11 protein-coding genes are annotated in these 12,610 nt (G+C 68.4%); all 11 read left to right on the top strand.

Features of this window, described 5'->3' with window-relative positions; translation table 11 throughout:
- The first annotated feature begins 22 nt into the window (after positions 1-22).
- Positions 23-1,570, top strand: a complete 1,548-nt coding sequence (locus FHT32_RS15545) for a benzoate-CoA ligase family protein (RefSeq protein WP_176665490.1) — start codon at positions 23-25, stop codon at positions 1,568-1,570.
- Positions 1,571-1,616: 46 nt separating this feature from the next.
- A complete protein-coding gene (locus tag FHT32_RS15540; protein WP_176665489.1) occupies positions 1,617-2,420 on the top strand; it encodes an alpha/beta fold hydrolase in 804 nt (267 codons plus the stop codon).
- Positions 2,417-3,589 (top strand): ABC transporter substrate-binding protein, encoded by a 1,173-nt coding sequence (locus FHT32_RS15535; protein ID WP_176665488.1) that lies wholly within the window; start codon positions 2,417-2,419, stop codon positions 3,587-3,589. The genes FHT32_RS15540 and FHT32_RS15535 overlap by 4 nt, the downstream gene beginning before the upstream one ends.
- Positions 3,590-3,736: 147 nt before the next feature.
- On the top strand, positions 3,737-4,609 hold the full coding sequence (locus tag FHT32_RS15530) for a branched-chain amino acid ABC transporter permease (RefSeq protein WP_019653558.1): 873 nt from the start codon (positions 3,737-3,739) through the stop codon (positions 4,607-4,609).
- Positions 4,606-5,565 (top strand): branched-chain amino acid ABC transporter permease, encoded by a 960-nt coding sequence (locus FHT32_RS15525; protein WP_176665487.1) that lies wholly within the window; start codon positions 4,606-4,608, stop codon positions 5,563-5,565. The genes FHT32_RS15530 and FHT32_RS15525 overlap by 4 nt, the downstream gene beginning before the upstream one ends.
- On the top strand, positions 5,562-6,311 hold the full coding sequence (locus tag FHT32_RS15520; RefSeq protein WP_176665486.1) for an ABC transporter ATP-binding protein: 750 nt from the start codon (positions 5,562-5,564) through the stop codon (positions 6,309-6,311). Before FHT32_RS15525 ends, FHT32_RS15520 begins: the two co-directional genes overlap by 4 nt.
- Positions 6,312-6,398: 87 nt before the next feature.
- On the top strand, positions 6,399-7,100 hold the full coding sequence (locus FHT32_RS15515; protein ID WP_176665485.1) for an ABC transporter ATP-binding protein: 702 nt from the start codon (positions 6,399-6,401) through the stop codon (positions 7,098-7,100).
- Positions 7,101-7,108: 8 nt separating this feature from the next.
- Complete coding sequence (locus FHT32_RS15510; protein ID WP_176665484.1) at positions 7,109-7,987, top strand: helix-turn-helix domain-containing protein; 879 nt, start codon at positions 7,109-7,111, stop codon at positions 7,985-7,987.
- A gap of 106 nt (positions 7,988-8,093) precedes the next feature.
- Complete coding sequence (locus tag FHT32_RS15505; RefSeq protein ID WP_176665483.1) at positions 8,094-9,974, top strand: tannase/feruloyl esterase family alpha/beta hydrolase; 1,881 nt, start codon at positions 8,094-8,096, stop codon at positions 9,972-9,974.
- Between the two features lie 149 nt (positions 9,975-10,123).
- Positions 10,124-12,079: a sigma-54-dependent Fis family transcriptional regulator gene (locus FHT32_RS15500; RefSeq protein WP_176665482.1), complete on the top strand. Its 1,956-nt coding sequence runs from the start codon at positions 10,124-10,126 to the stop codon at positions 12,077-12,079.
- A 33-nt stretch (positions 12,080-12,112) separates the two neighbouring features.
- A complete protein-coding gene (locus FHT32_RS15495) occupies positions 12,113-12,514 on the top strand; it encodes a hypothetical protein (RefSeq protein WP_176665481.1) in 402 nt (133 codons plus the stop codon).
- The last annotated feature ends 96 nt before the right edge of the window (positions 12,515-12,610 follow it).

The raw sequence follows: 12,610 nt of genomic DNA, 5'->3' as shown, positions 1-12,610 counted from the left end.
CACGGCCGAAGGAGACAAGACCATGACCCTGCCCCCACGATTCAACTTCGCCGGACACCTGTTCGAGCTCAACCGCGAACGCGCCGCGCGCACCGCCTACATCGACGACCGCGGCACGATGAGCTACGGCCAGCTCGATGAGCGCTCGCGCCGCCTGGCCGCCGCGCTGCAGGCGGCCGGCATCCGGCGCGAGGAGCGCGTGCTGCTCTTGATGCTCGACGGCAACGACTGGCCCGTGAGCTTCCTCGGCAGCCTCTACGCCGGCGTGGTGCCGGTGGCGGTCAACACGCTGCTCACGCCCGACGACTATGCCTACATGCTCGACCACAGCCGCGCGCAGGCGGTGCTGGTCTCGGGCGCGCTGCTGCCCACGTTGCAGGAAGCGATGTCGCGCGGCGGGCACGAGGTGCGCACGTTGCTCGTGTCGCAGCCCGCCGGCGCCCTGCCCGAAGGCGCGCAGGAGTTCGACGCCGCGCTCGCCGCCGTCGCGCCGCTGGCCTCGCCCGTGACCACTGCATCGGACGACCCGGGCTTCTGGCTGTATTCCTCCGGCTCCACCGGCAAGCCCAAGGGCACGGTCCACACGCACGCCAACCTGTGGTGGACGGCCGAGCTCTACGGCAAGCCGGTGCTCGGCCTCACCGAGGACGACGTCTGCTTCTCGGCCGCCAAGATGTACTTCGCGTACGGCCTGGGCAATGCGCTGACCTTCCCGCTCTCGGTGGGCGCCACCGTGGTGCTGATGGCCGAGCGCCCCACGCCCGACGCCACCTTCCGCCGCTGGGTGGAGCACAAGCCGACCGTGTTCTTCGGCGCGCCCACCGGTTTCGCAGGCATGCTCGCGTCGCCGAAGCTGCCCCCGCGCGAGGCGGTGGCACTGCGCATGTGCTCCTCGGCCGGCGAGGCGCTGCCCGGCGAGATCGCGCAGCGCTTCAAGGCACATTTCGGCTGCGAGATCATCGACGGCATCGGCTCGACCGAGATGCTGCACATCTTCATCTCCAACCGCCCCGGCGACGTGCGCTACGGCACCACAGGCCGGCCGGTGGAAGGCTACGAGGTCGAGCTGCGCGGCGAGGACGGCCGTCCCGTGCCCGACGGCGAGGTGGGCGACCTCTACATCCGCGGCCCGAGCTCGGCGCTGATGTACTGGGCCAACCGCGAGAAGTCGCGCGAGACCTTCCAGGGCGGCTGGACCAAGAGCGGCGACAAGTACACCCGCGATGCCGACGGCTACTACACCTACGCCGGGCGCAGCGACGACATGCTCAAGGTCAGCGGCATCTACGTCTCGCCGTTCGAGGTCGAGGCCACGCTGATGCAGCACCCGGCCGTGCTCGAGGCGGCGGTGATCGGCAAGGAAGACGCCGACGGCCTGACCAAGACCAAGGCCTTCGTGGTGCTGAAGGACGGCGGCGCGGCCACCGAGGACGAGCTCAAGGCCTTCGTGAAGGAGCGGCTGGCGCCTTACAAGTACCCGCGTTTTCTCGAGTTCGTGGCAGAGCTGCCGAAGACGGCGACGGGGAAGATTCAGCGGTTCAGGTTGCGTGAGAAGGAAAGGCAGGCATGAAGCATTTGTCTTGTCCACTCTCCCTCTGGGAGAGGGAGCAACAGCCATGAGCACCGACTTCGCCACCATCGACTGGCGCAGCCGTGAAATCCGCATCGAATGCCAGTGGATCGCCCCCGAGCGCACCGACGCCCCGCTCGTCGTCTTCCTGCACGAGGGCCTGGGCTCCGTCGCGATGTGGAAGGACTTCCCCGCGCGGCTGTGCGAAGCCGCCGGCGTGCGCGGCCTCGTGTTCTCGCGCCCCGGCTACGGTCGATCGACGCCGCGTGCCGACGACGAGATCTGGGACGTCGACTTCATGCACCGCCAGGCGCACGAGGTGCTGCCCGCGCTCTTCGCCGCGCTCGACCTCGGCGACAAGAAGCCCTGGCTCTTCGGCCACAGCGACGGCGGCTCGATCTCGCTGCTGTACGCCTCGCGCTTTCCGGACAAGGTGGCCGGCCTCGTCGTGCTGGCGCCGCACATCTTCGTGGAGGACATGACGGTGGCGAACATCGAGAACGCGCGCACCGCCTACCTCGACACCGACCTGCCGCAGAAGCTGGGCCGCTACCACGACAGCGCCGACTCGGCCTTCTGGGGCTGGAACCGCATCTGGCTGCATCCGCCATTTCGCGACTGGAACATCGAGAGCGAACTCGACGGAATCCGCTGCCCCGTGCTCGCCGTGCAGGGCATCGACGACGAGTACGGCACCCTCGCGCAGATCCGCGGGATCGCCGCGCGCGTCGGTGGCTGCGAGCTGCTCGAAATCCCTGAATGCGGGCATTCCCCGCATCGCGATCAGCCGGATCGTGTCATCGTCGCGGCCACTTCCTTCATCACCAAAAACAGGAGACAGACACCATGACAATCCGCACCGCCCGCCTGGCCCTCACGGCCATCGCCTTCGCCGCGCTCGCGTCGGCTGCAGGCGCGCAAGGCACAGGCAAACTCAAGGTCGGCCTGATGCTGCCCTACAGCGGCACCTACACCGCACTGGGCGTGGCCATCGAGAACGGCTTCAAGCTGTACGTGGACGAGCAGGGCGGCAAGCTCGCCGGCCGCGAGATCGAATACTTCAAGGTCGACGACGAGTCCGACCCGGCCAAGGCCACCGACAACGTCAACAAGCTCATCAAGCGCGACAACGTCGACGTGATCGTAGGCACGGTGCACTCGGGCGTGGCCATGGCCATGGCCAAGGCCGCCAAGGAAAGCGGCACCGTGCTGATCGTGCCCAACGCCGGCGCCGACGCCGTCACCGGCCCGATGTGCGCGCCCAACATCTTCCGCAGCTCGTTCAGCAACTGGCAGCCGGCCTACGCCATGGGCGAGGTGGCGGCAAAGCAGCAGGGCAAGAAGAAGGCGATGACCATCACCTGGAAGTACGCCGCGGGCGACGAGTCGGTCAACGGCTTCAAGGAAGGCTTCGAGAAGAACGGCGGCAAGGTCGACAAGCAGCTCACCCTGCCCTTCCCCAACGTGGAGTTCCAGGCGCTGCTGACCGAGATCGCGGCGGCCAAGCCCGATGCGGTGTATGCCTTCTTCGCCGGCGGCGGCGCGGTGAAGTTCGTCAAGGACTACCAGGCCGCCGGACTGAACAAGACCATTCCTCTGTACGGCCCCGGCTTCCTGACCGACGGCACGCTCGACGCGCAGGGCGATTCGGCCCAGGGCATGCTCACCACACTGCACTACGCCGACGGCCTGAACACCGCGCGCGACAACGCCTTCCGCGTGGCGTACGCCAAGTCGTTCAAGCTGCAGCCCGACGTGTACGCCGTGCAAGGCTACGACGCGGCGCAGATGCTGGGCGTGGGCCTGAACGCCACCAAGGGCGACATCTCGAAGAAGGCCGAGTTCTCCGCCGCCATCGAGAAGGCGAAGATCGACAGCCCGCGCGGCGCGTTCACCGTGAGCAAGGCCCACAACCCGGTGCAGGACATCTACCTGCGCAAGGTGGAAGGCAAGGAGAACAAACTCGTGAGCACGGCCATCAAGGGCCTGGCTGACCCTGCCCGCGGCTGCAGGATGTAAATAGGCTCACCCCCAGGCTTCGCGCACTTCGTGTCGCTACGCCAACCCCCTTGCAGGGGGCGACACCTGCGGCCCGGCGAAGCCGGTTCCGCGGTGTCCCGCGAACTGCATCCTTCCTCAACGATCCCGCCCTGAGAGAACCTCCTCGTGGATTTCGGAACCTTCTTGGTCCAGTGCCTGAACTCGGTTCAGTACGGACTCCTTCTCTTCCTCGTGGCCTCGGGGCTGACGCTGATCTTCGGGATCATGGGCGTCATCAACCTCGCCCACGGGAGCTTCTACATGATCGGCGCGTACATGGCGTTCTCGCTCGCGCCGCTGTTCGGCGATCAGTTCCTGCTGATGCTGGTGGCCGGCGTGGTGCTTGCGGCCGTGTTCGGCTACCTGCTCGAATGGGCCTTCTTCAGCTATCTCTACCAGCGCGACCACCTGCAGCAGGTGCTGATGACCTACGGCCTGATCCTGGTGTTCGAGGAGCTGCGCTCCATTCTGGTGGGCAACGACGTACACGGCGTGAAGGTGCCCGCGTGGCTCGACGGCAGCTTCGCGCTGGGCAGCGTGATGAGCTACCCCTGGTATCGCCTCTTCGCATCGGCCGCCTGCATCGTGCTGGCCGTGGGCCTGTACTGGGTGGTCAACCGCACGCGCCTGGGCATGATGATCCGCGCCGGCGCGAGCAATCGCGACATGGTGCGCGGCCTGGGCATCGACGTGAAGCGGCTCTACCGCATCGTGTTCGCCGCGGGCGTGGCGCTCGCGGCGCTGGCCGGCATGATCGCCGCGCCGATGTCTTCCGTGTACCCGAACATGGGCGCGAGCGTGCTCATCATCTGCTTCGTGCTGGTGGTGATCGGCGGCATCGGCTCGATCACCGGCGCGCTGGTGGCCTCGCTGCTGGTGGGCTTCGTCGATACCTTCGGTAAGGTGTTCTTCGCCGATCTCGCCGGCATCGGCATCTACCTGCTGATGGCCATCGTGCTGATCTGGAAGCCCGAGGGGCTGATGGGGAGGCGGCCATGACAGCCATGAAGCGCGGCGCATTCCTGCTGCCCGTGGCCTGCGCGGTCGCCATCGGCATCGCCGGCCCGTTCATGGGCAACTACGCATCGGACTTCATCGTGAAGGTGATGATCCTCTCGATCTTCGCGCTGAGCCTGGAACTGCTGGTGGGCATGACCGGCCTCGTGAGCCTGGGCCACGCGGCGTTCTACGGCATCGGCGCGTACGTCACCGTGCTGGCCTCGGGCAACGAGGGCGGCAACTTCGCACTGCTGCTGCCGGCCGCCATGGGCGCGGCCGCGCTCTACGCGCTGTTCGTCGGCGCACTGAGCCTGCGCACGCGCGGCGTGTACTTCATCATGGTGACGCTGGCCTTCGCGCAGATGGCCTTCTTCGTGTTCCACGACACCAAGGTCGGCGGCGGCAGCGACGGCATCTACATGTACGTGCGGCCCGCCATCGGCGCGCTCGACATGGAGAACCGCACGGTGCTGTTCTACGTGGTGCTCGCATCGCTGGTGTTCACCTACGCGCTGCTGGCGCTCATCCGGCGCTCGCGCTTCGGCGCGGCGCTCGCGGGCATTCGCGTGAACGAGCAGCGCATGCGCGCCGCCGGCTTCGCTGTGTACGGCTACAAGCTCGCGGCCTTCGTGGTGGCCGGCGCGCTGGCCGGGCTCGCGGGCTTCCTGCTGGCCTCGCGCGACGGCGTGGTCAACCCGGAGCTGATGGCCTGGCACAACTCGGGCGAGGTGCTGCTGATGGTGATCCTCGGCGGCCTCGGCCACCTGCGCGGCGCGGTCATCGGCGCTGTGGCGTTCACGCTGCTCAAGGAAATCTTCTCCACGCACGCGGTGATGGGCCCGCTGGCCGACCACTGGCAGCTGACGCTGGGGCTCACGATCATCGTGTTCGTGGCGTTGCTGCCGAAGGGCCTGATCGGCCTTGTGCAGCGCCTCTCTCCAAAGGGGGTCGCATGACGGCCGCTCTCCTTTCCGTCGAGAAACTCACCCGCCGCTTCGGCGGCCTCACCGCCGTCAACGCCGTCACGCTCGACCTGCACGTGGGCGAGGTGCACGCCGTGATCGGCACCAACGGCGCCGGCAAGTCGACGCTCATCAACATGCTCTCGGGCGAGATCGAAGCGAGCGAAGGTCGCATCGCGCTCGACGGCGTGGACATCACCGGCCGCGCGCAATGGAAGCGCGCGCGCGACGGCGTGGGCCGCAGCTACCAGCGCACGACCATCTTCCCGGAGTTCAGCGTGCACGAGAACTGCCGCCTCGCCGCGCAGGCCGCGAGGCCGAAGCCCTGGGCGATCTGGCAGTCCTCGCGCGGCTGCGCCACGAGCAGCGCATCGGCCGACGCGGCGCTCGAAGCCGCCGGCCTCGCGCACGAGGCGCAACGCATCGCCGGCACCATGAGCCACGGCGCGCAGCGCCAGCTCGAGGTGGCGATGTGCCTGGCCACCAACCCGCGCGTGCTGCTGCTGGACGAGCCCCTCGCCGGCATGGGCGCCGAGGAGACCGACCGCATGCTCACGCTGCTTGCACGGCTGAAGGCCACGCACGCGATCCTGCTGGTGGAGCACGACATGGACGCGGTCTTCCGCATCGCCGACCGCATCACCGTGATGGTGAACGGCGCGGTCATCGCGAGCGGCAACCCGGCCGAGATCCGCGAGAACCCCGAAGTGCGCACGGCCTATCTCGGAGAGGACCACTGATGCCCCCACGCTCATCACTTCGTGTATTCGCTGCCCCCCAAGGGGGCGCTGGCCTCCCTTGGGGCGGCCCGGCGGGAGACCACTGACATGCTGCTCGTGCGCGATCTCAACACCTACTACGGCAACAGCCACATCCTGCGCGGCGTGCATGCCGGCATTCCGGCGGCCACCTCCGTCGGCCTGCTCGGGCGCAACGGCATGGGCAAGACCACGCTGATCCGCACCATGATGGGCTACGTGCGCCCCGCGTCGGGCGAAGTGCAGGTCGACGGCCGCACCGTCACCGGCCTGCCGCCCGAGAAGATGGCGCGCCTGGGCATCGGCTACGTGCCCGAAGGGCGCGGCATCTTCCCCAACCTGTCGGTGCGCGAGAACCTCGTGATGAGCGAGCGAGCGGGCATCGACGGCCGCCGCGAATGGACCTTCGACCGCGTGATGGCCACCTTCCCCCGCCTGTCCGAACGCCTCTCGCACGGCGGCCAGCAACTGTCGGGCGGCGAGCAGCAGATGCTGTCCATCGGCCGCGCGCTCATGACCAACCCGCGCCTCTTGATCCTCGACGAGGCCACCGAAGGCCTCGCACCGCTGATCGTGGCCGAGATCTGGCGCGTGATCGGCGAGATCCGCGCGACAGGCATCGCCACGCTGATCGTCGACCGCGACTACCGCAAGGTGCTCGCGAACACCGATCTCGCGGTGGTGATGGAAAAAGGGCAGATCGTGCGGCACGGCGCTTCGGCGGAGCTGCTGGCCGAGCCGCATGCGTTGGAGGAGCTGCTGGGCGTGTAGGCCACGCGATGACGCGCGAGATCAGCCTCCTCGACACATCGGGCAAGCCCCTGCCCTTCGACGGCAGGATGCTGATGAACGCGCAGGCCACTGCGTGGCAGGGCTTCGCGCTCGAGGTGCGCGCGATGTCGGGCGACGGCGAGAACCCCGCCTGCTACAACCCGCATCCGCTGATCGGCCTGTGCGTGCGCGGCCATGTGAAAGGCGCGATGACGCGGGGGCGGCGCCTGCATCCCTTCGAGTCGAACGCCGGCGGAATCTTCATCTTCGAACAAGGCTACGAGGTCGAGCGCGCGACCTGGACTGGCGAGCTCTCCGAGACCATCGTGCTGGAGATCCGCCCCGAGGCGCTGCGCAGCCTCATGCCCGAGGGCGACGGCGAGCTGCACCTGCAGACGCACCTGTCGACCACCGATGCGACGCTGTCGGCACTGGTCCTCGCCATGCGCGACGAGGTGGAGCGCGGCTGCAGCTCGGGCCGCCTGCATGCGCAGGGCCTGTCGATGGCGCTCGCGAGCTACCTGCAGAACCGCTACGGCGCCATCGGCAACACCCGGCGTCCGCGCGGACGGCTCTCGCAGAACGATCTTCGCAAGGTGTACGACTGGGTCATGCAGCATCTGTCCGAGGACTTCGGCATCGACGAACTCGCGGCCGAGCTGCACCTGAGCGCGGTGCATTTCACGCGGCTGTTCCGCGCCAGCACCGGCGCGACGCCGTACCGCTACGTGATGGAGCAGCGCGTGCGCCATGCGCTGTCGCTGCTGCGCGGCAACCAGTCGCTCGCAGAGATCGCGCAGGCCGTGGGCTTCTCGAGCCAGGCGCATTTCACGCAGGTGTTCCGCCAGCTGGTGGGCACCACGCCGGCGCGCGCGCGGCGCGGGTAAGTCCCGGTGGAGGGTGAAGGAATCCTGCAAGCGTTGATCGCATGTTGATATACCGCGGCGGGGGGCGCGGGCAAATTCATGTCTCTACATAACAGGAGACGAGAAGATGCCAACACCCACGCCAGCCCCCCGCGCGGCAACCGCCCTCTGTCTGAGCCTTGTCACCGCGGCCGCGCTCACCGCATGCGGCGGCAGCAGTTCGCCCGGCCCCGCCGTTCTGCCTTTGGTTCCCTCGCCGGCGCCACCCGCCGCCGCGCCGGTGGCGCTGGCCTGCGACGAAAGCCTGAAGACCGCGTTCAAGCCTGATGCCGACACCACCGTGACGGTGGTGAAGCAGTTCAGGAAAGGCGACGACCTGAACCTCGACGGCAAAGCCTCGGGCACGGTGGCAGCCAGCGACGTGTGCATGGTCAAGCTCAACGTGGGGCCGGGCCATGCGGGCCCGGCCGATGCGCCATCGACCTCGCCGGGCATCGGCATCGAGGTGTGGCTGCCTTCGCAGGCCTCGTGGAACAACCGCGTGCGAGTGCTCGGCGGCGGCGGCTTCGTCGGCGACGCAGGCATCAGCGCGAAGACGCAGATCGGCGGCGCCAATGCCGCCGCGATCGCGGCGGGCGAAGGCTCGGTGAGCGCGGTGACCGACGCGGGGCACGCTTCGAAGGCCCCGCTGCCTTCGGTCGACGGCTCGTTCGCGATGAACCCTGACGGCACCGTCAACACCACGCTGTGGACCGACTTCGCGAGCCGCGGCATCCACCAGATGGCAGTCAAGGCCAAGGCACTCGCCGCCGGCTTCTACCAGCGCGACGCGAAATACGCCTACTGGGACGGCTGCTCCACCGGCGGCCGCCAGGGCCACATGCAGGCGCAGGTGAACCCCGACGACTTCGACGGCATCCTGGCCGGCAACAGCGCGATCAATTGGACCAGCTTCATCACCGCCGAGCTCTATCCGCAGGTGGTGATTCAGCGCGACCTCGGCGGCACCCCGCTCACGCCGGACCAACTGGCGCTGGTGTCCTCGTCGGCGGTGAGCGCCTGCGACAGCGCGCTCACGGGCCAGCACGACGGCTTCATCAGCGACCCTGCCGCCTGCAAGTACGACCCCGCGCAGGACAAGACCGTGCTTTGCACCGCCAGCGGCGGCACCAACGCCACCGCCGCCTGCCTGAGCACCGCGCAGGCGCAGGCCGTCAACAAGATCTGGTACGGCCAGACGCGCGACGGCAGCGCGCCGGCGCCCGCGGGCGACAACGGCTACGGCGCCACGCTGGCGTCGAACCAGCTCTGGTACGGCCTCACGCGCGGCACCGCGCTCAACAGCCCCGGCGCGCCGGGCTTCTCGCTCGCCGACTCGGTGGCCGGCGTGCCCATGCCCTTCCACATCGCCGCGCACCAGGTGGCTCTGAACCTGCAGGACCCGACGATCGCCACGCCGGACTTCATCAACGCCACGGGCAACGGCGCGGACAAGTGGAAGGACCTGTCTTACGCGCAGCTCGCCAACGCGAGTGACCGCGGCAAGGCACTGCAGTCCGCGTTCGCGAACATCAACGCCGACAACCCCGACCTCGCACGTTTCCGCGACCGCGGTGCCAAGCTGCTGACCTACCACGGGCTGGCCGACCAGCTCATCCCCAACTCGGGCACGGCCAACTACTACGAGCGCGCGGCCAAGGCGATGGGCGGCATCGATGCACTGCAGAAGTTCTACCGCTACGTGGAGATCCCCGCGATGGGCCACTGCGCGGGCGTGGGCTCCGTCAACGGCCTGGCCGGCACCAGCCCCGCGGCCGACCCGCCGCTGCCGGCGCAGAACCAGCTGTTCACGGCGCTGACCGACTGGGTCGAGAAAGGCATCGCGCCCGACGGCATGGTGATGCAGAACGCCGGCAAGTCGCTCGCGCGGCCGCTGTGCACCTATCCGAAGAAGATCGCGTACCTCGGCGGCGACGTGAGCAAGGCCGAGAGCTTCGCCTGCCGCTGAGGGAACCGGCGGCACACTCTGTTGCAAAGCACGAAGGTGGTCTTCGGACTTCACCGGGTTTCACCTCTGTGCTGCGACAGTGCGACAGCCGAATGATGGTCGGCTCCACGGCCCCGCGTGGCCGTGCCCACCCATTCGCGAGGCTGCGCATGACGTCCCTGCAATCGCGTCACATCGACAACGTCTATTCGATCACCACCGGCGCGGCGCTGGCCGATCCGGCGCAGAGCCTGGTCCACAAGTCGTGGGCGCGCTGCGTGCGCGACCACGGACTCGACCCGTCGAAGCCGATGCCCGCGCGCATCCTGCCGGCGCAGGAAGTGCGGGCGCACCAGCAGCAGCTCGAACATTTCCTGAGAGCCGCTCGCTCGGGCATGGAAGACATCTACCGCCGCGTGGCCGACCTGGGCTACATGGTGCTACTGACCGACGCCGAAGGCATCACCGTCGACTACATCGGCAACCCCGCGTGGGACGACCAGCTGCGCAAGGCCGGCCTCTACCTGGGCGCGGACTGGAACGAGGCGCACGCGGGCACCTGCGGCGTGGGCACTTGCCTGGTCGAGCGCCAGCCGATGACCTGCCACCAGACCGAGCACTTCGACGCCACGCACATCGCGCTGACCTGCACCACCGCGCCGCTGTTCGACCACAGCGGCAAGCTCACGGCCATCCTCGATGTTTCGGCGCTGCGCTCGCCCGAGGCCAGGGAGAGCCAGCATCTCGTGCGGCACCTGGTGGCCATCTACGCGCGGATGATCGAGGATGCCGACTTCCTGCGCAGCTTCCGCGGCCACTGGATCCTGCGGCTGGGCAGTGCCTTCGGCCTCGTCGACGTGTCGGGCGAGGTGATGTTGGCCTTCGACGAGGGCGGCACGGTGGTGGGCGCGAACGGCGGCGCGCGGCAGGCCTTTGCAGGGCGCACGCTGGGAGGCGCGATATCCGAATGGCTGCACATGCCGATGGATGCGATCTGGCGCATCGGCAACGGTGGCGCGTCGGCGATGCCCTTCGCGCACACGGTGCTGTTGCCCGGCGGGGGTGAGTACCACGCGTCGCTGCTGGCGCCGCGCGTGCGGCGCGCCGCCGCCCCGGCATCCGCGACGCCAGCCCCGCGCCCCAGCGACCGACTGCCGCCGCTGGAACGCATCGCGGGCGACGACCCGCAGATGCAGAAGCTGCTCGCGCAGGCACGCCGCCTCGTGGATCGCGGCATCCACGTGCTCGTCGAAGGCGAGACCGGCAGCGGCAAGGAAGTGCTGGCCCGCGCATTGCACGGCGCGAGCAGCCGCGCGGCGATGCCCTTCGTGGCAGTGAACTGCGCGGCCATCCCTGATTCGCTGATCGAGAGCGAGTTGTTCGGCTACACGCCCGGCAGCTTCACCGGCGGCCGCGCCAAAGGCATGAAGGGCCTGATCGCGCAGGCCGACCGCGGCACGCTGTTCCTCGACGAGATCGGCGACATGCCGATGGCGCTGCAGACCCGGCTGCTGCGCGTGCTCTCCGAAGGCGAGGTGCTGCCGCTGGGCGCAGAGTCGCCGCAGCGCGTGGACATTGCGGTGGTGGCGGCCACGCACCGGCACCTGCCCGGGCTGGTGGCCTCGGGGCGTTTTCGCGAGGACCTCTACTACCGGCTGTGCGGCGCGGTGCTGAAGCTGCCGCCGCTGCGCGAGCGCGGCGACATGCGCTACCTGATCGAGGGCATGTTCAACGAGGAGGCCGCGGCGATGTCTTCACCGGCACGGCTGTCGGAAGAGGCGATGCAGAGGCTGCTGGCGCACGACTGGCCAGGGAATCTGCGGGAGCTGCGCAATGTGCTGAGGCTCGCGCTGGCGCTGTGCAGCGACGGCCGGGTCGGCGTGGAAGACCTCCAGCTCCAGTTGCCTGCACGATCGGGCAACGTAACCCCGGCCAACGTGGCCCGTGTCGCCGCTTCTTCGGCCGACGACGCAGATGACATCGCCGCCAACGAGCTGATCGAACTGCTCAGGCGCCACCGATGGCACGTGGCACGCGCGGCCGACGAACTTGGCTTGAGCCGTGCCACGGTGTACCGGCACATGAAGCGCCACGGCATCGCGCCGCCGCGCAGGATGTCATCATGAGCGCCCCAAAAAAAGAATGCAGGCCGCGCCCACATGATCGATGCTTCCCGGATGATCCCGCTGCTGGTGGAGGCCAGCCCCGCCTTCGCCGGCACGTGGGAGGAGTTCCAGGCTGAATACGCGGACGATCCTCCGATTCCGTACTACATCGTGCTCGGCAGCTTCGCGCGGCACATCTGCGATCTCCTGGCGACGGGCGACCACGCCACCCTGCGCCGCGTGTTCTCGGTCGTTGAAAGGCTGCACCTCGAAGGAGACTCCTTCGTGCAGGAGGCAGCCACGGTCGGCCTGCTCGAGGATCTTCAGAACGCGAACATGCACCGCCCCGGCACGTCGCCAGACCGGTTCGAGCCGTTCCTGCTGCCGGAAAGCGCAAGGTGGTGGAAGAAGCTCCGCGGCTTCTGGCGCGAGGGCCGGCCGTTGGCGGACGACTGAGACGCGCTGCGACAGTTGTCTCGCCTTCGTCGCATGCAGCGTGCGACAAACGCTTCCGCTGCGACAAAACCCCGCGCAAGTCATTGATCCATCGTC

Origin of the sequence: Variovorax sp. SG517, from assembly GCF_013376045.1 — a bacterium.
Taxonomy (GTDB): Bacteria; Pseudomonadota; Gammaproteobacteria; order Burkholderiales; family Burkholderiaceae_C; genus Variovorax.
This window is presented reverse-complemented; position numbering and strand designations above follow the sequence as displayed.